This is a genomic window from Microbacterium awajiense, from assembly GCF_039536545.1.
GTDB lineage: Bacteria > Actinomycetota > Actinomycetes > Actinomycetales > Microbacteriaceae > Microbacterium > Microbacterium awajiense.
Map to the genome: position 1 here is coordinate 1,131,704 of NZ_BAAAYU010000005.1, position 19,271 is coordinate 1,150,974.

Annotated in this window: 16 protein-coding genes; 10 read left to right on the top strand and 6 right to left on the bottom strand. The window is 68.0% G+C overall.

Translation table 11 applies throughout. From position 1 onward, the window contains the following. Window positions 1–16: 16 nt before the first annotated feature. Entirely contained in the window at window positions 17–3,406 is a 3,390-nt protein-coding gene (locus tag ABD663_RS12005) for a DEAD/DEAH box helicase family protein (RefSeq protein WP_344738833.1), read from the bottom strand. 203 nt (window positions 3,407–3,609) lie between these two features. Between ABD663_RS12005 and ABD663_RS12010 the strand changes: the two genes are divergently transcribed. The 4 genes from ABD663_RS12010 to ABD663_RS12025 all read left to right on the top strand — a co-directional run bounded on the left by ABD663_RS12010 (window position 3,610) and on the right by ABD663_RS12025 (window position 6,784). Next, a complete protein-coding gene (locus ABD663_RS12010) occupies window positions 3,610–5,034 on the top strand; it encodes an HNH endonuclease signature motif containing protein (protein WP_344738835.1) in 1,425 nt (474 codons plus the stop codon). Between the two features lie 121 nt (window positions 5,035–5,155). After that, on the top strand, window positions 5,156–6,193 hold the full coding sequence (locus ABD663_RS12015) for a DUF2510 domain-containing protein (RefSeq protein ID WP_344738837.1): 1,038 nt from the start codon (window positions 5,156–5,158) through the stop codon (window positions 6,191–6,193). Between the two features lie 83 nt (window positions 6,194–6,276). Then, entirely contained in the window at window positions 6,277–6,528 is a 252-nt protein-coding gene (locus ABD663_RS12020; RefSeq protein ID WP_344738839.1) for a toxin HicA, read from the top strand. Between the two features lie 19 nt (window positions 6,529–6,547). Next, window positions 6,548–6,784, top strand: a complete 237-nt coding sequence (locus ABD663_RS12025) for a hypothetical protein (RefSeq protein ID WP_344738841.1) — start codon at window positions 6,548–6,550, stop codon at window positions 6,782–6,784. 28 nt (window positions 6,785–6,812) lie between these two features. On the opposite strand, the gene ABD663_RS12030 is transcribed toward ABD663_RS12025, so the two are convergent. The 3 genes from ABD663_RS12030 to ABD663_RS12040 form a co-directional block, all read right to left on the bottom strand. Continuing rightward, window positions 6,813–7,751, bottom strand: a complete 939-nt coding sequence (locus ABD663_RS12030; protein WP_344738843.1) for a restriction endonuclease — start codon at window positions 7,749–7,751, stop codon at window positions 6,813–6,815. Next, window positions 7,748–8,776, bottom strand: coding sequence for a restriction endonuclease subunit S (locus tag ABD663_RS12035; RefSeq protein ID WP_344738845.1), 1,029 nt, complete (start codon window positions 8,774–8,776; stop codon window positions 7,748–7,750). The genes ABD663_RS12030 and ABD663_RS12035 overlap by 4 nt, the downstream gene beginning before the upstream one ends. A gap of 86 nt (window positions 8,777–8,862) precedes the next feature. Further along, on the bottom strand, window positions 8,863–10,347 hold the full coding sequence (locus ABD663_RS12040) for a type I restriction-modification system subunit M (protein ID WP_344738847.1): 1,485 nt from the start codon (window positions 10,345–10,347) through the stop codon (window positions 8,863–8,865). 191 nt (window positions 10,348–10,538) lie between these two features. Here ABD663_RS12040 and ABD663_RS12045 point away from each other — a divergent pair, with 191 nt between their 5' ends. Then, entirely contained in the window at window positions 10,539–12,044 is a 1,506-nt protein-coding gene (locus ABD663_RS12045; protein WP_344738849.1) for a M1 family metallopeptidase, read from the top strand. Between the two features lie 73 nt (window positions 12,045–12,117). On the opposite strand, the gene ABD663_RS12050 is transcribed toward ABD663_RS12045, so the two are convergent. After that, complete coding sequence (locus ABD663_RS12050) at window positions 12,118–13,803, bottom strand: choice-of-anchor I family protein (protein ID WP_344738851.1); 1,686 nt, start codon at window positions 13,801–13,803, stop codon at window positions 12,118–12,120. A 223-nt stretch (window positions 13,804–14,026) separates the two neighbouring features. Between ABD663_RS12050 and ABD663_RS12055 the strand changes: the two genes are divergently transcribed. Genes ABD663_RS12055 through ABD663_RS12065 form a run of 3 tightly spaced genes read left to right on the top strand, consistent with a single transcriptional unit; the run spans window position 14,027 to window position 16,892 of the window. Continuing rightward, a complete protein-coding gene (locus ABD663_RS12055) occupies window positions 14,027–15,193 on the top strand; it encodes an acyl-CoA dehydrogenase family protein (protein ID WP_344738853.1) in 1,167 nt (388 codons plus the stop codon). Window positions 15,194–15,196: 3 nt separating this feature from the next. Then, window positions 15,197–16,105, top strand: coding sequence for a 3-hydroxyisobutyrate dehydrogenase (gene mmsB / locus ABD663_RS12060; RefSeq protein ID WP_344738855.1), 909 nt, complete (start codon window positions 15,197–15,199; stop codon window positions 16,103–16,105). Window positions 16,106–16,115: 10 nt separating this feature from the next. Next, a complete protein-coding gene (locus tag ABD663_RS12065; RefSeq protein ID WP_344740231.1) occupies window positions 16,116–16,892 on the top strand; it encodes an enoyl-CoA hydratase in 777 nt (258 codons plus the stop codon). 7 nt (window positions 16,893–16,899) lie between these two features. Here ABD663_RS12065 and ABD663_RS12070 read toward each other — a convergent pair whose 3' ends face one another. Further along, window positions 16,900–17,436, bottom strand: a complete 537-nt coding sequence (locus tag ABD663_RS12070; protein WP_344738857.1) for a MarR family winged helix-turn-helix transcriptional regulator — start codon at window positions 17,434–17,436, stop codon at window positions 16,900–16,902. 72 nt (window positions 17,437–17,508) lie between these two features. On the opposite strand from ABD663_RS12070, the gene ABD663_RS12075 reads away from it, so the two are divergent. Next, the gene (locus ABD663_RS12075; RefSeq protein ID WP_344738859.1) at window positions 17,509–18,285 is read left to right on the top strand and encodes an electron transfer flavoprotein subunit beta/FixA family protein; all 777 of its coding nucleotides are present in this window, start codon (window positions 17,509–17,511) and stop codon (window positions 18,283–18,285) included. Between the two features lie 11 nt (window positions 18,286–18,296). Continuing rightward, window positions 18,297–19,268, top strand: coding sequence for an electron transfer flavoprotein subunit alpha/FixB family protein (locus tag ABD663_RS12080; RefSeq protein ID WP_344738861.1), 972 nt, complete (start codon window positions 18,297–18,299; stop codon window positions 19,266–19,268). Window positions 19,269–19,271: the final 3 nt, after the last annotated feature.

Below are 19,271 nucleotides of genomic sequence, written 5' to 3' on the forward strand. Positions count from 1 at the left end.
CCGCCGGGGGCGGCGTCTATCCCGCCGCGCTGCCTGCCGCGACCTCGGCGGTCTCGTCGATCGCGCGGATGCGTGAGATCAGATCAATGATCTGCGCGTCGTCGAAGATCTCATCGGGACCCGACGGCGCCACACCGTCGAACGGATCGTCGTAGAGCCGACGCGGATCGAGGTGTCCCGAGATGGTCAGCTGCTGCACGACGAGATCGACGAAGGCGTGCTGGCGGTGGGTGAACCCCGGTGCGGCCACGAAGTCGGCCAGGGCTTCCTCGATGGCTGAGCGGTCCATTCCCACGATCGAGCGGATGAGCCTGCCGAGCCCGCCGGCGCCCTGCGCCTCTGCGTGCAGCTGATCGGCGTCGAGGCCGCCCGCGACGGTGAGCATGTCTTCCAGCTGGCCGATGTCGACACCGGTGAGCGGTCGGCCGGTGCGCAGCTTGTGCAGCGCGACATCGGTGCGGTCGCTGAGGAACCCGAGCAGCTTCTCGCGGAACGCGCGGCGGTCGAGTCCCGGCACGATCCGCGTGAGGGTCACGTCGCGGGCCTCGCCGAGCGAGTCCTCGAAGTCGGTGTACATGATCGCCTGCGCATCAGAGCCGATCAGCCGCACCAGATCGCGGAGTCTCAGCCGCACGTGCTCGAGCTGGGCGACGCCTGCCGCCTCCCACCAGGTCGGATCCGCGACCGCGTCGAGCAGCGCTGACTGCGCGGCGACCGCGGGGATGCTGCGCTGATCACCGAGGGCTCGAACGATGTCGATGATGCGGGTCGCGACACCGACGGGCACGGTAGCGCCCTCGGCAACTGCGACCTGAGCGTCCAGGATGAGCGCATCGAACCGCTTCGCCGCCTCATCCGGGTCCTGTTCCGCAGCCGAAGGCAGCCCGGCGAGCTCGGCCGCGGCATCGACATCGTCGGCGGTGAGCGTCGTCCATGCGTCTGCGGCCGCGAACCTCTCGACCGCTCGAAGATGCTTGCGCACGAGGAAGTTGTCGCGGTTCATACCCTCGACCGTCGCGTGCATGCGGGCCGCGAGTGCCAGGCGCAGCTTCGCGGCATCCGCGTCCTGCGTCCCCCCGAGGTCGGCGATCAGGCGCGCGCGCAGAAGGAACGTGCGTTCGGTCAGCGAGCGCGACCGGTGAGCGGATGCCTCGGGCAGCGACTCGTTGAAGTAGTCGATGTTGCCGCACACGTCGAAGATCACGAAGTCGCGCTTGTCGTCACCCGGTCCATACAGATCGGGTCGAAGCCGCGTGCCACGCCCGACCATCTGCCAGAACTTGGTGTGCGAGTGCACCGGCTTGAAGAAGACGAGATTGACGACGTCGGGGATGTCGACGCCGGTGTCGAGCATGTCGACTGAGATGGCGAGATGCGGGTTCGCGCCCGGTGTCGAGAACGCGTCGATGTGCGACTGCGCGTACGAGCCCGACGCGTAGGTGATGACACGGGCGAAGTGGCCGTGCAGCTCGGGGAAGTTCGCATCGAAGCGGCTCTCGATGAACTCGGCGTGGCGCTGGTTCTTGGCGAACACGATCGTCTTGCCGAGCCGGTCGCCGCCGGCGACGTACCGACCCTCCTCGACCAGCACCTCGAGCACCTTGTCGACCGTGTCTTCGTTGAACAGCCAGCGGTTCATCGCCGCGGCATCCACCTCGTCGGGGATCTCGCCGTCCTGCCACTCGAGGGCATCCCACTCCTCGCGCTCGGCGTCGGAGAGATCGGCGTAGCGGATGCCGCGACGCATGAACCCCAGGTCGATCGGCCGCGCGACAGGCGGCACGAGGTATCCGCCCGCGATCGCGTCGTCGAGCTCGAAGGCATCGGTCGGCACCCCGTCGCCGAGTTCGAACAGGCGGTAGGTGTTGTGGTCGACGTCGGCGCGAGGGGTGGCGGTGAGCCCGACGACGAGAGCATCGAAGTAGTCGAAGATCTCGCCGTAGCGGTTGTATACAGAGCGGTGCGCCTCGTCGACGACGATGAGGTCGAAGTAGCCGGGGCCGAACCGGCGCAGGTCGTCTTCGCCCGCGTCGATGAGCCCCATGACGGTCTGGTAGGTCGAAACGAAGACCCGGCTCTCGCCGGACCGATCGGCGACGAGGTTGACCGGAGCGCTGTCGGGCAGATGGGTCTTGAACGCGGCGACCGCCTGGTTCACGAGCGCGGTGCGGTCGGCGAGGAAGAGCACCCGCTTGACCCAGTTCGCCTTCTGAAGCACATCGACCAGCGCGATGACCGTGCGGGTCTTGCCGGTTCCCGTGGCCATGACGAGCAGGGCGCGTCGGCGCTGCTGCTCGAAGGCCTCGGTCACCGCGCGAATCGCGCGCAGCTGATAGGGACGCTCGACGATCCGTCGGTCGACGACTGCCGTCGACAGCGGCCTCAGCGTGTGCCGCCGCTGGATCGCAAGCACGAGCTGGTCCTTCGTCATGTATCCGGCTACCGCGCGCGGCGGATAGCGGCGGTCGTCCCACAGCCACGTCTCGTAGCCGTTCGTGTAGTAGATGAGTGGACGCTGCCCGTACTCGCGCTCGAGCGCGTCGGCGTACAGCTCGGCCTGCAGCCGCCCTTCCTTGGCGCTCTTGGTGGTGCGCTTGGCCTCGACGACCGCCAGGGGCGCACCGTCGTCTCCCCACAGGACGTAGTCGACCTTTCCGGTTCCGGAGGCGCTCGGGATGCCGCTGATCGGCCACTCGCGGTCTCGCTCACCGTCGAGCAGCCACCCCGCCTCGCGTAGCTGAAGGTCGATGAGGTCGCGCCGCGTCTCGGCTTCGGTCGCGAGGGTCGGATCGGGGATGCCGAGCTCGGCGTTGCCGGCCGTCTTCGCGGCCTTCGCCGCTGCCGCCTCGGCCTGCAGGGCGGCGATCTGCTGCTGGAGCTCGGCGTTGTGCTCCTGCTCGGCCGCGAGGGCGCGGCGCGCCTCGTCGAACTCGGCCTGGGTGCGCTCCAGCTCGGCGCGGGCACGTCGCACCGCCACCGCCGGCGCGGGCGGAACCCGGGCGAAGTCGAACGCGGCCGGAGGAGCGGCATCCGGATCGCCGTAGCAGTGGTCGAGCCAGCGGCAGATGGTGTGCAGCTGCTCGAGCGACCCGCGCGCCCGGTCGAGCGGCATGTCTTCTTCTTTGTGGACGGCGTCGTTGCCGATGCGTCGCACGATGCGCAGTCCTCCGTCGACGTTCGCACCGACGACGTCGCGGAAGGGCCGCTGCGCGGTCAGACTCGCGAACGAGTCGTCGTAGGGGCGGGGGAGCGACTCAGCGGTGTAGATCCACTCCGTGAACATCTCGCCCGCGCGGCGCGCGTACGTCGCCGACGCGCGAGGGTCGCTGCGCAGGTATGACTCTGAGCGGGATGCTGCCTCCCAGACTTTCGGCCAGCGATCCCGGATGAAGTCGAAGTTCCCCACGAACGGCTCCCGGCGGCAGGCTCGGCCCCTGCCTGCGCACATGCTAGCGAACGGCGTCGACATCACCGCGAAAACGGCGGAGGACGCGTCATCCTCTCCTCCACAGCCTTCCGAGAAGACGAGTTGTCCACACTCTAAGAATTTGCGTTTGATCTGGTTCTTTCCGACCGCTCAATGTCGGAGGTCACTGAGAGTATCAAGACATGGAGAGCCTCGCCGACACCCTCGATCAGGTAGAGCGGATGCTCGGCGATTCCGTGTCGAACACGTTGCACACGAACGGCCTTCTTGGTTCGAGCGACGTCGATCTGCTCTCCGTGGTCGGGAGGGTGGCAGCGATCAGCCGGTTGACCGAGGCACTGCTGATCGAGGCGGTCGCGAACGTGCAGCAGCGCGCGGAAGACCGGCCCCGCGACGAACGGATCACCACCGCTCTCGGGTGCCGAACGGCGAAAGAGCTGGTGCAGCGTGTGACGCGCTCGTCTTCGCGCACGGTCGGTGCACTGATGAGCGGCGCACGTGCGATCGCGTGTCCGGTGTCGATCACGACGGGCGAGTCGCTCCCTGCGCGGTACCCCTCGATGCGTGATGCCGTCGCCGCCGGTGCGGTCGGGCTCGACGGACTGCTCGCCGTCGCTGGTGCGCTCGACGACGCGGCCTGCGACGCGGCTGCACGACGGGCCGCCGAGAGCGAACTGGCCGACTCCGCGCGCGGCGAGGGAGCAGACGGCGGTCCCGCTTCCTGCGCCGACGACCTTCGCCTCCAGGCGCAGGTGTGGGCGATGTACCTCGATCAAGACGGCGCCGAGCCCCGCGAAGCACACGCCGCGCGCAAGCGCGCACTGACGGTGGGCACATGCCGCGACGGACTCGTTCCGGTGCACGGCAGTCTGCTTCCCGAGGTCGCGGGGCAGCTCGGGCTGCTGTTCGACAGCATCCTGAACCCGAAGGGCGACGGCCCCGCGCATCCCGAGGGGGTGCGCTTCGCTGAGGCAGGTGTCGATGACCCGATTCCGTCGCAGGCCGACCTGAGATCGCGCGCACAGAAGCAGCACGACGCACTCGCGACGATCCTCGGCGTCGCCGCCACGTCTGGCGCGCTGCCCACGATCGGCGGCGCGGCACCGACTCTCGTGGTGCAGGTCAGCGTCGAAGATCTCGTGGCCGGTCGCGGTCACGCCCACGTGCCGGGGGCTTCCGCGCCCGTCTCGCTGTCGGTTGCGCGCCACATCGCGTGCACGGGCGCGGTGCAGCGTGTCGTCACCGATGACGCCGGCCGCATCGTCGCCATCCACAACCTCGATCGGGTCTTCAACGCCCATCAGCGCAAGGCGATCACCCTGCGCGATGGCGGATGCATCATCCCCGGCTGTCACGTCTCCGCCACCTGGTGCGAGATCCACCACGTCACCGAGCACGCCAAGGGCGGCCAGACGTGCACCGACAACGGTGTGCTGCTGTGCTGGCACCACCATCGCACGCTCGACTCCAGCGGATGGCGGATACGGATGCGGGGCGGTGTGCCCGAGGTCCGCGGACCGTCGTGGTGGGACGCGTCGATTACGTGGCGCGCGGTCACGAACTCGCCGATCCGCATGCGGGAACGGCTGCGATCGCGACGGGAGTGACGCCGATCGGCGCGACGCGTCGTCGCAATGTCGGAGGCCTGGTGTGTCCTGCTCTACTGGCCGTCGGCCGGTGGTGCACGCCCGAGGTGTGCGCCTCGAACGACCAGAAGGACCTTCTGTCATGTCCGATAACCTCAACGGCGGCGCGTCCGGGCGCCCCGAATCCGATCAGTCCAACGAGTCGGCAGATCCCGTCACGTCGCCTGCCGGCTGGTACCCCGACCCGCACAACGCTGCAGCCCGGCGGTACTGGGACGGCACCGCCTGGACGGATCACACCGCCTACCCCACCGACGGCGTGCCGTCCCAGGCGGCCGCGCCTGCGCCCGCCGCACCGCTGAACGCTGACGGCGCGACCTCGCCCCCGGTGGCTTCCGCTGCCGCCGTCTCGCTGAAAAAGCCGTGGTACCGGCGCCCGGCGATCATCGTGCCGGTGTCGGTGGTCGCCGCGCTGATCGTGTTCGTCGTCGTGGTCGGCTCGCTGAACAGGCCTGCTGCCCCCAGCGCCGGCGACGAGCAGCCCGCCTCGCAGTCCGAGGACGCTGCCGAGCCGGCTGCCGATGACGAAGAGCCCGAGGAGGAACCTGCCTCTGCCGCACCTGCAGACCTCGAACTGGGCGAGACCGCGTTCGGTGTCGACGTTCAGCAGGGCACCGGGTGGTATGCCGTGCAGGTCACGAACCCCAACGACGACTACGTGTTCGGGTTCGCCGAGATCTCGGTCGAGGCCTACGACGCCGCGGGAGTGCTGATCGACTCCGACAGCACCTACACGACGATTCTCAGTGGTGAGTCGTGGTACATCGGCACGTTCTTCGACATCGGTTCAGCGACGATCGACCATCTCGAGGTGCGCGGTCCGGTCGCAAGCGAGGCGACCTACTCGGCGGCAGAGGAGACGGGGCACATGACGATCCAGAACATCACGACCGGGCCCGAGTACGACCGCATGACGGTCACCGGGCAGCTCGTCTCGGCGTTCTCGGAGGATCAGGACCTGGTGCGCATCGACCTGATCGCCCGCGATGCCTCGGGCAAGGTCGTCGGTGTCGACTTCACCTTCACCGACCGCGTGCCCGCGGGTGGCACCGTCGCGTGGGAGACCTCGTTCTGGGAGGTTCCTCTCGACTCGACGGTGTCGGCCTACCCGCATCTGTAGTCCAGACGGCCCGCCCCGGAGTGTGCTCGCCCGGGGCGGGCCGACCGCCTCGCCTGTCGCAGGTGGTCCGTAGCATCTTTGCCGTGGGGAACTCGATCGACGACATCATCCAGCGGATGCGTACCAGTCCCGCAAATGTGCGCTATGCCGACGTGTGCAAGGTCGCCGAGGCCTATTTCGGTCCGCCACGTCAACGAAGGTCCAGCCACGCGGTCTACAAGACTCCCTGGGCTGGTGACCCCCGCGTGAATCTGCAGAACGATCACGGCTCAGCCAAGCCGTATCAAGTGAAGCAGCTCCTCGCAGCGATCGAACGGGTGCAGAATGGATCGTGAGGCGTGGGGAGGTGCAAGCATGCGATACACCGTCGACGACTACGCTCTGCTCGTCGGGGTTGATCGAGAGTCCCGAGAGTTCGTCGCTGTCGTGCGCGAGTTCCCTTCGCTCAGTTGGGTTGCGGGCACACGTGTCGACGCGGCGGCCGGTCTGCGCGAGGTTCTGTCCGAGGTGCTGAGCGACATGTACGCCAATGGCGAAGACGTGCCGGCACCACAGCGCACACCGGTCCTGAACGACCTGCAACCTGCGTAACCGGGTCCCGACCGGGTGAGCGGCCACCTCACTCGTCGGCGAAGAAGTCCTCGTCGAGCTTCACGATGTCGACCGTGCGGGCGACCTCGACGCCGACGCGGTGCTTGATCATCAGCTCCGTGAGACGGATGCCGTCGACGAGCGCGACATCCTGGTGCACACGCTCGGCTGTCTCGACGGCTTCTCGTGTGAAGCGGCTGGTGGTGAAGAAGACGCCGACGGTCGCGCTGCGCGTCGCGAGAGCCCCCACGAACTCCTGGATCTTCGGCCGCCCGATCGTGACCTCTTCGGCATAGCGCTTGGCCTGGATGTAGATCTTGCTGAGACCCAGCTCGTCTCGGTCGATCACTCCGTCGAGCCCGCCGTCGCCCGAGCCGGCCAGCTTCGTCATCTTGCCGTCGCGCCCGTAGCCCATCTTGACGAGCAGTCTGAGCACGACGGTCTCGAAGTAGGTCGGGTCGGTGCCCCGTAGCCGATCGAGCAGCTTCACCTTGGTGTCGTCTTCGATGAGCTGAATGCCCGCGTCGATCAGGTCGTCGGGGCTCTGATCCGCGACGGTCGAGGCTGTCGTCGGCGAGGTCGGCTCGCTCGCCCGTTGCCTACGGGCCGGCACGTACTCGTTGTAAGCCGGCGCGTGGGTCTCGAGGTCAGACTCGCGGATCTCGCCGGCGATGATCTGGAGCAATTGCCTGCCCGTATCGGTGATCTGGAACGATCCCCGCGACGGGGCGGTGAGCGCCTTCGCGCGCCGCAGGGCCGAGGTAGCCCACCCGATGCGGTTGGTCGCCCGCGTCTGGCCCGAGGCCAGCAGCTCGGAGCGTTGCTCAGCCGTCAAGCCGACGCGGTCGCTCACGGCGCGCTCCATGTCTCGCTTGGCCCAGGTCTGGCCGTCTTCGAGAACCTCGAGGATCGGGCGCATGAACGTCCACCACGAGCCGATGGTGGTGTCGTCGGTGGGGTCGGTCATAGCTCTCCTCGGAACGCGCGGTGCTGGAGGGACGCGAAGAGTTCGTCGAGGGCGCGCCTAGCGGCCCCGCAACTCGCGCGTACGCCTTCCGCCTCATGCACCGCTCGCGAAAAGAACCGTTGGTCCCCCATCGAGGGCAGGCGAATCTGGTACCTAAACAGCGACTCCCGATTCAGCTTGGGCATCTGGGCGCGGGAGCTCAATGCCGCCGCGTAGCGAAGGAAGTCTGGGCTGCGCAAGGCGAACGCCAAGTACTCATGGCGCAGGCGCCCCTTCGCCGGTGAGAGCGGATAGATGTCTGCGCTTGTCAGGGCAGGCCCCTCAATAATCGCGACCTTGTTGAGCGCAGGCCGAATCTTCGAGTAGATAACTGCTCGGTCGGTCACGAGGTACTTACCACTTATGGCTCCTTGCGCAGCCGCGGAACCTGCGTGCGTGAGAACTCCACTTCCGGTTTCGATCGCATCTGAACCGTACAGGACAAGATCACGGACCTCAGGTGAACGAGGATCGACTAGAGGCGCGCGAATGACCGCGACCTCGGATAGTGGGACTCGCGTCGTGGCGCGAGTAGCGATCGCGTGGAACTCTGCGGCCAGCAACTCAACCATCAGCCTTGCCGATCGTTCCCGGTTTTCTTGCGGCGCTTCGGCCTCGTCGAGGATGGCGGCGATGCGGCGCTGCTCGGGGAGGGGTGGGAGGGGGACTTCAAGGCGGCCGAGTGCGTCGAGCGAGATGGACTTTCGACGCTCGGCGGTTCCGCGGCCCAGACGAGGGTACGACGCCAGCGCTCGCGGGGACTTCAAGAAGCGAATCAGATAATCGGGCGCGACGCGCGCTTCATCAACCGAGAACACCGTGTACATCGGGCTGATGACGCAGGTGGTAGGCGCAACACCGATGGAGCCCTCGTCGAGGTGAATAGTGGCGTATGCGAACTGGCCTTCGTGAACCACCTTGTACGTCGAGATGTCGCTCGAGAACACCTGCTTCTTGAAGTACTCGGCAGATGGCACGAAACCCATATGTTTCGTTACGGAGTAGACCGGCAACTGCCTCTCACCAGCCCGTCCCTGTACGGGGCTGATGAGCTCTCCGAGGCGAACCGTATTCATGCCAGCACCTCCCGCAGCCGCTTCAGGCCGTCCTGGATCTCGACCTCGAGGGCATCGAGCTCGTCGAGGATCTCGGTGGGCGAGCGGTGCTCGACTTCTTCGAGCTTGATCTCCTTGTAGCGGTTGAGCGAGAGGTCGTAGTTGTTGTCGACGATCTCCTGACGCGGCACGAGGAACGACTGATCGGTCCGTTGCCGCGACGCCTCCGCATCCAGCGACCGCCAGCGCGCCAAGACGTCGGGCAGGTCGTTCGCCTCGATCGGGGTGCGCTTGTCGTCGAGGGTCATGCCGTCGGCGCGCACGTCGTAGAACCACACGTGGTCGGTTCCTCCCGACGAGGTCTTCGTGAAGAGCAGGATCGCCGTCGACACCCCGGTGTACGGCTTGAAGGTTCCGCTCGGCAGCTTGATGACGGCATCCAGCTTGTGGTCGTCGACGAGCATCTTGCGCACGCCCTTGTGGGCATTGCTCGACCCGAACAGCACGCCCTCGGGCACGATGACGGCGGCGCGGCCGCCGTTGCGCAGCATCCGGATCATCAGCACGAGGAAGAGCAGCTCGGTCTTGCGGGTCTTCACGACCTTCTGCAGATCCTTCGACACCGTCTCGTCATCGAGCGAACCGGCGAACGGCGGATTCGCGAGCACCAGCGTGTACTGATCGAGGCCGGGATGCCCCTCGGACAGCGAGTCGGCGCGCTCGATCGTGGGGTTCTCGACGCCGTGCAGCAGCATATTCATGCTGGCGATCCGCGCCATCGCCGCGTCGGAGTCGTAGCCGGTGAACATCGGCCCGTTGAAGTGGTCGCGGGTCGCGGCATCCGTCCAGATCTCGGGGTGATGCTCGCGCAGGTACTCCTCCGCGGTGACCAGAAACCCGGCGGTGCCCACGGCCGGGTCGATGATGAGGTCGTCGGGCCGCGGCTGCTGCAGGTCCACCATCAGCTGGATGATGTGACGGGCGGTGCGGAACTGGCCGTTCGTGCCGCTCGTCGACAGCTTCATCAGCATGTACTCGTAGATGTCGCCCTTGGTGTCGCGGTCGTCCATCGGGATCTCGGCGAGCAGGTCGACGACCCTCGTGAGCAGCGCCGGGGTCGGGATCGTGAATCGCGCATCACGCATGTTGCGCGCATAGCTCGACCCCTCGGCGCCGAGGCGTCGCAGCCACGGGAAGACGTGCTCCGAGACCACCTCGAACATCTCGGCGGGGGAGTAGTTGGTGAACACGCTCCACCGCAGATCCCGGTAGGGGCGTCGGCCCGGCAGGTCGCTGTCGTACCCGTCGGGGAAGACGGGGTTCTCGATCTCGTCGCCGAACCGGGCCGCCTTCTTCTCGGCCTTGGTGTGCAGATCGTCAAGGCGCTTGATGAACAGCAGGTAGGTGATCTGCTCGATCACCTCGACCGGGTTCGCGATCCCGCCCGACCAGAAGGCATCCCACACCCGATCGACCTGACGCCTGAGCTCACCCGTGACCACATGGACTCCCCTCGCGCGCACCGCACCTGAACGGCTCCACGCTAGTCCAGCGCTACGACCCCGCCCGTCCCGCCCGAGCAGACGCAAAGTTGTAACAAAGGATGGCTGTCGTTCGCAATGAGGCTCCCCTAGAGTTCAGATCGTCTGGGGACGAAATAAGAGGGAGAGCAATGAAGCGTTTGCGTACGACGATGACTGCTGCGGGAATCGCAGCACTCGTCGCAATCAGCGGGGTGGGCGCCTCCAGCGCCATCGCCGCGCCGGGCAAGCCGGGCCAGCCCCGGTACACCCCGGGTGCGGAGGGCGCGGGCGACGCGTACTTCCCGTACTCGGGCAACGGCGGCTACGACGTCGTCCACTACGACCTCGATGTCGACTACACGCCGCCCGCCGCGTCGCCGGCCCCTCTCGAGGGCCAGTTCAGCGGTGTCGCGACGATCGACATCGTCGCCACCCAGGACCTCGACCGGTTCAACCTCGACCTGCGCGGCATGACGGTTTCGGCCCTCACGGTCGGTGGGAAGAAGGCGACCGGCATCGCGGTTCCCGAGCCCGGTGCCGAGGTCGACGGCGCAGCCTACTGGCAGGTTCAGGACGACGACGCCCGCATCTGGGAGCTCGTCGTGCAGCCGCGCCCGAAGATCAAGGCCGGTCAGAGCTTCCAGGTCGTCGTCGAGTACGGCGGCACCACGGTGCGCCCCACCGACGTCGAGGGAGCCCTGTACGGCTGGGTGACCACCCGCGACGGCGCCATGGTCGTCAGCGAGCCCGACGGCTCGATGACCTGGTACCCGGTCAGCGACCACCAGACCGACAAGGCCGGCTACAGCTTCGAGATCACCGTGCCCGAGGGCAAGGTGGCCGTCGCGAACGGGCTGCCGTCGCAGGATCCGGTCACCGCGAACGGGCTGACGACCTGGTTCTGGGATGCCCCCGACGAGCAGGCCAGCTATCTGACCACCGCATCGGTCGGTGACTTCGACCTGCGCGACACGTACTACTCGAGCAGCGGTGTGCCGATCATCGACGCGGTCGACACGAAGCTGAGCTCGTCGCGCATGGCCACCACGAACGCGAGCCTGGGGCACCAGGTCGCGATGATCGATCTGTTCGAGGAGCTGTTCGGGCCGTACCCGTTCAACTCGTACGGCGCGATCGTCGACAACGACAGTGTCGGATACGCGCTCGAGACCCAGACCCGCCCGGTCTACTCCAGCTCGGCGAGCGAGGGCACCGTCGCGCACGAGCTCGCGCACCAGTGGTTCGGCAATGCGGTCAGCCCGCACCGCTGGGCCGACATCTGGCTCAACGAGGGCTGGGCGACCTACGCGACCTGGATGTGGAACGAGGAGCGCGGGATCCGCTCGGCGCAGGCCTCGTACAACAGCTGGTACAACACGACGCGCGCCGACTCGTACTGGTCCTTCCAGATCGGCGACCCCGGTCCGCTCGGCCTGTTCGCCACCCAGGTCTACAACCGGGGTGCAGCGACCCTCCACGCCCTGCGCGTGCAGGTCGGCGACGAGGCGTTCTTCGAGGGCGCCAAGCTGTGGGTCGAACGCTACGACGACAGCACCGGCTCCGCCGCCGACTTCGAGGAGATCTTCGAAGAGGTGTCGGGGCAGGACCTCGACGAGTTCTTCGAGATCTGGCTCTACGGCCAGGAGAAGCCCCCGGCCACCTGGACGCTGCCCTGATCGCAGCGTCTGCCTGAGAATGACGGCGGCCCCGCCCGCTCCCCAGTGGAGCGGACGGGGCCGTCGCTTGTCGTCAGTGCGCCGTGATGGCGAACAGCGTGGTCGTACCCGAGACCTCGTTCGCGACCGCGAGCAGCGGTGCGCCGGTGGGGGACGAGGCGGCAGGGATGAACGCGAGGCCCTCGGCGCCCAGGTCGCCGGCCTGCGACAGGTACTCCTCGCCGTCGTCCTCGACCGAGACCGAGAAGTCGCGGTTGTTGACGTAGGTGACGAAGACGCTCTCAGCGGGCGTTGTGATGTCGAACACGGCGACGCTGCCGACGCGCTCGAAGCCGATGAACGCGTAGGTCCGGCCGTCGACCTCGCCGATGGCGAGGTTCTCGGGCTCGGGGCCCTTGTCGTCGCTGCGACCCTCGAGGACCGTCTCGGAGTGGTTCGAGTTGACGAAGTCGGGTGCAGCCGCGTACGTGATCTCTTCGAACGCCGAACCCGAGTCGAAGACCTGCTCGCCGGCGGTGGTCCAGATCGAGAACGAGCGGCCGCCGAACGCGTACAGCTCGCTGTAGCAGCCGTTCGCCGCGTCGAACCCGTCCTCGATCGTCACGTTGAGGCGGCCGAGCTCGGCGTCATCCGTGTAGGCCGCGAGTGGGCTGTCGTCGCACACCGGACCGTAGCCGTCATCCTCGAGATCCTTCACGCGGGAGGCCTCGACATAGTCGCCCCACTCGCGGGCGTCGCCTTCGTTCGCGGTCACGAGGTAGGTCTGACCGCCGGTGCGGTAGGCGTTGAGCCCGTCGGGCATGTAGACGCCGTTGAGGCCCTCGTACGTGCGAAGGTCGAAGGTCGGCGCGTCCCGCGGGTCGCGATCGCTCGGGTCGAGGGCGTTCTCGGCGAGCGAGAGGTCCTTGAAGCCCAGGGGAAGGATGCCGGTGACCCGCGCGCTCGGGATCTGGACGACCGCGATGGCGTTGGCCTCCTGCAGTGCGACGTAGGCGGTGTTTCCGTCGATCGCCACGTACTCGGGCTCGAGGTTGCGGCTGACGGGGTGGTCGTCGCCGTGCGGCTGCGGCCCGAAGACGCGCACGTCGGCGGGCAGCGTCATCGAACCGCCCTCCTCGAAGGCGTGGAAGTCGGCGGTCTTGACGTCCTTCTGCGACGAAGCCTTGACCTTGTTCGACAGCTTCACGACGCTGACCGTCCCCTCGGGGTCGATCTCGAAGTCATCGTCGGGCTCGCCCTCGTTGGCGACGACCGCGTACTTGCCGTCGGCGGCGATCGCGACCATGTCGGGCAGGGCGCCCACGGCGACCTCGCCGAGGTAGGCGGATGCCGCGTCATCGGCAGTCGCGTCGAAGAAGACCAGGTGGCCCGGGTCGGTCTTCACGGGCGCCTCGAAAGCGATGACGCCGAGGCCGTCCGCGCGGACGGCGACCGAGTTGGCGACGCCGTCGGACGAGAGCGAGAACTCGGGGGTGATCGCGGTCGGCGTCGAGTAGTCGAGCACGTTCACCGAGCCGGCGAGCGCGTTGACGACGAACAGACGATCGCCATGCGCCGCCACGATCTCGGCCGCCGACTCGTCGAAGACGCCGGTCTCGAACGAGCTGATCGGCGTGAGCGACAGCGCCGCGTCGTCGGCGGAGTACGTGATGGGAGCGGGCACGACGGCCGCGGTCGCCGGAGCGACGGCGGTGAGCACGAGCGCGCAGGCAGCCGCACCGGCGGCGGCGGCGGTGCGTCGGGGTGAGAGCGAGGGCATCGGGTTCCTCCGGATCGGTTCCGCCGCGCGGACGCACGGCAAGCGCCAGTCGTAACGGTTCCCGGTGGCCACCGGGTGAACGGCGGGCGAACGCGCTCAACATCTCCGTCGTCCTGTCATTTATTAGGACATCCATGTAAAATCGTCACTGTGCCCATAGTCGGGCGTAGAGACTGAGCAGGATGCCTCACGAGGGCGCCGCCTCGGATGTCAAGGAGAAACCGTGTCGACGACGATCACGAACCCCCCGGCCGACCCCATCAGCGATGACGAGCGGGAGGCGATCCTCGACGCCGTTCGTGACTTCGCGGCATCCGAACTCGAGCCCCACGCGCTCGAGTGGGACGAGCGCTCGCACTTCCCGCTCGATGTGCTGCGCGCCGCGGGCGAGCTCGGGCTCGGCGGCATCTATGTGCGCGAGGACGTCGGCGGCACGGGGCTCGCGCGGTCGGATGCCGCCGCGATCTTCGAGCAGCTCGCCCACGGCGACCCCACGATCGCTTCGTACATCACGATCCACAACATGGTCGCCTGGATGATCGACACCTACGGTGACGACGAGCAGCGACAGACGTGGCTTCCGCGCATGGTGACGATGGAGGCTCTCGGCAGCTACTGCCTCACCGAGCCCGGCGCCGGGTCGGATGCCGCCGCCATCGCGACCTCTGCGATCCGCGACGGAGACGAGTTCGTGCTCACCGGCGTCAAGCAGTTCATCTCGGGAGCCGGTTCCTCGGCCATCTACATCGTCATGGCCCGCACCGGCGAGCCCGGTGCACGCGGCATCAGCGCATTCCTCGTGCCCGACGGCGCAGAGGGCCTCACGTTCGGGCCGAACGAGAAGAAGATGGGCTGGAAGGCGCAACCGACCCGGCAGGTCATCCTCGACGAGGTGCGTGTTCCAGCGTCGGCGATGCTGGGCACCGAGGGGCAGGGCTTCAAGATCGCGATGTCCGCCCTCGACGGCGGACGCATCAACATCGCCGCATGCTCTCTGGGCGGTGCGCAATGGGCACTCGACCGCGCGGTGCGCTACGTGCACGAGCGTTTCACGTTCGGCGAGCCGCTTGCCGACAAGCAGTCGGTCGTCTTCACCCTCGCCGACATGGCCACCGAGCTCGCGGCCGCACGCGCGCTGCTGCGCGAAGCCGCCGCCGCACTCGACGCGAAGGCGCCGGATGCCTCGATGGCCTGCGCGATGGCCAAGCGGTTCGCGACCGATGCCGGGTTCACCGTCGCCAACAAGGCACTGCAGCTGCACGGCGGGTACGGCTACCTGCAGGACTACGGCATCGAGAAGGTGGTGCGCGACCTGCGGGTGCATCAGATCCTCGAGGGCACGAACGAGATCATGCGTGTCATCGTCGGGCGCAAGCTGCTGGAGGGCTGACACATGCGCATCGCTTTCCTCGGACTGGGCCACATGGGCCTGCCCATGGCCACCAACCTCGCCGGCGCCGGTCACGAGGTGGTCGGCTTCGACGTCGCACAGCCGGCGCGGGATGCCGGGCGGGCCGCAGGGCTCGAGGTCGCCGAATCGGGGCCCGCCGCCGTCGCGACCGGTGTGCAGGTCGTCATCACGATGTTCCAGACGGGCGCGCAGGTGCTGGATGCCTACCGCGGCATCGACGGCGCGCCCGGGCTGCTCGAAACCGCCGAACCCGACACCCTGTTCATCGACTGCTCGACGATCGCGGTCGACGACGCGCGAGCTGTCCACGCGCTGGCCGAACAGGCGGGGCATCGCTCGGTGGATGCCCCCGTGTCGGGAGGCGTGGTCGGCGCCGAGAACGCGACGCTCGCCTTCATGGTGGGCGGCTCCGACGACGACTTCGCCGCGGCGCAGCCGCTGCTGGAGGCGATGGGACGCCGCGTGGTGCACTGCGGCGGCGCTGGTCTCGGCCAGGCGGCGAAGGTGTGCAACAACATGATCCTCGCCGTCTCGCAGATCGCCGTGGCCGAGGCATTCGTACTCGGCGAGAAGCTGGGGCTCGATCACCAGGCGCTGTTCGACGTGGCATCCAACGCCTCGGGTCAGTGCTGGGCGCTCACCACCAACTGTCCGGTGCCGGGGCCCGTGCCGACCAGTCCCGCCAACCGCGACTACGCACCCGGGTTCGCGGGGGTGCTCATGGACAAGGACCTCGGGCTCGCCGAGCACGCCGTGACGTCGTCCGGCGTCTCGGCGCGGATGGGGATGCTGGCGCGCGAGCTGTACCGCGAGTTCGCGTCGGGTCCGGGAGCCGGGCAGGATTTCTCGGGGATCATCAACACGATCCGCGCCGAGTCCGCACATGCCTGAGGGAGACACCGTGGCCGAATACGAGACGATCCTGGTCGAGACGCGCGGGCGGGTGGGGTGGATCACCCTGAACCGGCCCGAGGCGCTCAACGCGCTGAACACGCAGGTGATGCGCGAGATCGTCGCTGCGGCATCCGCCTTCGACGCCGACACCGCGATCGGCGCCATCGTGGTGACCGGATCGGAGCGCGCATTCGCAGCGGGCGCCGACATCAAGGAGATGGAGTCGCAGACCGGCCTCGACATGGTGATGGGCGATCACTTCGGGGGCTGGGCCGACTTCGCGGCGGTGCGCACCCCCGTGATCGCGGCGGTGTCGGGCTATGCCCTCGGTGGCGGCTGCGAACTGGCGATGATGTGCGACATCATCCTCGCCGCCGACTCGGCCAAATTCGGGCAGCCCGAGATCAACCTCGGGGTGATCCCCGGCATGGGTGGATCGCAGCGGCTCATCCGCGCGGTCGGCTACTACAAGGCCGCCGAGCTGATCCTCACCGGTCGCATGATGGATGCCGCCGAAGCCGAGCGTGCGGGGCTGGTGTCGCGGGTGGTGCCCGCCGCCGAGCTGCTCGACGAGGCGGGCACGGTCGCCGACACGATCGCGTCGAAGTCGCTGCCGTCGCTGTACGCGGCGAAGGCGGCGCTGGATGCTGCAATGGAGACGCCGCTCGCCGAAGGCCTGCGCTTCGAGCGCCACGTCTTCGCGTCGCTGTTCGACACCGCCGACCAGAAGGAGGGCATGGCCGCCTTCCGCGAGAAGCGGTCTCCCGACTTCCAGAACCGGTGACGCGCGACTACAGCGGGTCGGGCAGTGGGCGCGGATCGGTGAAGTCACCCGCCCCCTTGCGCAGACGCGCGATGAGCCGCACCACCTCCGCCGTGTCCTGTTCGGGCAGACCCGGACTGTCGAACACGTTCGTGTTGAGCGCCGCCGTCGCCCGCTCGACCAGGTCTCGCCCGGCATCCGTCAGCACGAGCATCGCGGCGCGCCCGTCGACCGGGTGCGGCTCGCGCTCGACGAGCCCGTCGCGCGTCAGCCGCTCGACGGTGTTCGTCACGCTCGTCGGATGCACCTGCAGTCGTGCGATCGCGCTGGCCATCGGCATCCGTCCTGTGCGCGTGAAGCCGAGCAGTCGCAGCATCTCGTACCGTGCGAACGACAGGCCGAACGGCCGCAGCGTCGCGTCGATGCGCGACAGCAGCAGCTGGTGGGCGCGCATGATCGACGTGACGAGGGTCATGCCGGCCGCGGCATCCTGCCAGCCGTGCGCCACCCACTGGCGTTTGGCCTCGGCGATCGGATCGACCGGCAGCGGGGCGTTCCTGGGCATGCGGCGCCTCCCGTCTTCCCTTTCACGGTATCGGGTGCCCGTAGACTCGAGACACCGACGGAGCGGAGCGAAATGAAGATCGTCGTCCTGGTCAAAGAGGTCCCGGATACCTATGGGGATCGCAAGCTGTCGTTGGAGACGGGTCTTGCCGATCGTGGCGCGTCGGAGCGTGTGATCGACGAGATCGGGGAGCGTGCCCTTGAGGTGGCCCTCTCGTACGCGGACGCGCATGAGGGCACCGAGGTCGTGGTGCTGTCGATGGCGTCGGGTGATGCGGCGGCGACGGTGCGCAAGGGTCTTGCGATGGGTGCGGGCTCGGCGGTGCAGGTCGTCGACGAGGGTCTGCTGGGTGCGGATCTGGGGTTGACGGCGCAGGTGCTGGCGGCGGCGTTGCAGCGCACGGGTTTCGATCTGGTGATCGGCGGGAACCTGTCGACCGACGGTTCGGGCGGGGTGATCCCGGTGATGGTGGCCGAGCTGCTGAATGTGCCGGCGGCGACGATGCTGAATTCGGTCGAGATCGGAGAGGGCACGGTGTCGGGGGTGCGGGCGACCGACGGCGGCACGGTGACGGTGGAGGCGGAGTTGCCGGCGGTGATCTCGATCACCGAGGCGCTGCCGGATGCGCGGTTCCCGAATTTCAAGGGGATCATGGCGGCGAAGAAGAAGCCGTTCGAGACGATCACTTTGGAGGATCTGGGGATCGATCCGCATTCGACGGAGTGGTCGCGGTCGATCGTGATCGGCCTGGGTGAGAAGCCGCCGCGTGAGGCGGGCGTGAAGATCACCGATGAGGGGGATGCCGGTGAGAAGCTCGCGGCGTTCCTGATCGAGAACCGGTTGGCGTGAAGGGCGTGATGATGGCGGATTTCGCGGACGATTCGATTCTGGTGCTGTTGGACGTGACCCCGGGAGGGGAGTTGGCGTCGTCGGCGGCGGGTCTGATGGGGGCCGCTGCGCAGGTGGGGACCCCGGTGGCGCTGGTGGTCGGTGACGAGAAGCTCGCCGCGGATGCCGGCGCGGTCGGTGCGGGCACGGTGCTGGTGGCCGCGCCCGGTGCCGGTGGTGCCGCGCACGTTGCGGATGCGCTGGCTGCGGCGGCGGCGGTGGTGCGGCCGGACGCGATCCTGGCGTCGCACTCGATCGAGGGCCGTGAGGCCGCGGCGCGGTTCGCCGCCCGCTCGCAGTCTGCGGTCGCGGTCGACGCGGTCGGAGTCTCGCGCGACGAGGAGGGTGTGGTCGCGCATCACTCGGTGTATGGAGGCGCGTACAACGTCGATTCCGCGGTGACGTGGGGTGCCCCGGTGATCACGATCCGGCAGGGCTCGATCGACGCCCGCGCCGAGGCCGTGGACTCCCCGGTGGTCGAGGCTCTCGAGGTCGCGGCATCCGGTCGCAAGGTCGCGACGTTCGGCGAGGTCGAAGCCGCGGTGGTGTCGTCGACGCGCCCCGAGCTGCGGGGTGCCGCGAAGGTCGTCTCCGGCGGCCGAGGGCTCGGGTCGGAGGACAAGTTCACGCTCGTGGAGGACCTCGCCGATGCGCTGGGCGCGGCGGTGGGCGCCTCGCGGGCGGCGGTGGATGCCGGGTACGTGCCGCAGTCGTACCAGGTCGGGCAGACCGGGGTGTCGGTGTCGCCGCAGCTGTACGTCGCGCTGGGGATCTCGGGCGCGATCCAGCACAAGGCCGGGATGCAGACCGCGAAGACGATCGTCGCGATCAACAAGGACGGCGACGCCCCCATCTTCGAGATCGCCGACTTCGGCGTCGTCGGCGACCTGTTCACCGTGGTGCCGCAGCTGATCGACGCGCTGAACGCGAAGAAGAAGGCGTAACCG

What these genes read in the sequence shown, in the direction of transcription:
- ABD663_RS12075 (WP_344738859.1), top strand. Translation starts at nt 17,509, where the DNA reads ATGAAGATCGTCGTCCTGGTCAAAGAGGTCCCGGATACCTATGGGGAT.
- ABD663_RS12025 (WP_344738841.1), top strand. Translation starts at nt 6,548, where the DNA reads ATGCGATACACCGTCGACGACTACGCTCTGCTCGTCGGGGTTGATCGA.
- ABD663_RS12010 (WP_344738835.1), top strand. Translation starts at nt 3,610, where the DNA reads ATGGAGAGCCTCGCCGACACCCTCGATCAGGTAGAGCGGATGCTCGGC.
- ABD663_RS12045 (WP_344738849.1), top strand. Translation starts at nt 10,539, where the DNA reads ATGACTGCTGCGGGAATCGCAGCACTCGTCGCAATCAGCGGGGTGGGC.
- ABD663_RS12015 (WP_344738837.1), top strand. Translation starts at nt 5,156, where the DNA reads ATGTCCGATAACCTCAACGGCGGCGCGTCCGGGCGCCCCGAATCCGAT.
- ABD663_RS12080 (WP_344738861.1), top strand. Translation starts at nt 18,297, where the DNA reads ATGGCGGATTTCGCGGACGATTCGATTCTGGTGCTGTTGGACGTGACC.
- ABD663_RS12070 (WP_344738857.1), bottom strand. Translation starts at nt 17,436, where the DNA reads ATGCCCAGGAACGCCCCGCTGCCGGTCGATCCGATCGCCGAGGCCAAA.
- mmsB (WP_344738855.1), top strand. Translation starts at nt 15,197, where the DNA reads ATGCGCATCGCTTTCCTCGGACTGGGCCACATGGGCCTGCCCATGGCC.
- ABD663_RS12030 (WP_344738843.1), bottom strand. Translation starts at nt 7,751, where the DNA reads ATGACCGACCCCACCGACGACACCACCATCGGCTCGTGGTGGACGTTC.
- ABD663_RS12035 (WP_344738845.1), bottom strand. Translation starts at nt 8,776, where the DNA reads ATGGGTTTCGTGCCATCTGCCGAGTACTTCAAGAAGCAGGTGTTCTCG.
- ABD663_RS12050 (WP_344738851.1), bottom strand. Translation starts at nt 13,803, where the DNA reads ATGCCCTCGCTCTCACCCCGACGCACCGCCGCCGCCGCCGGTGCGGCT.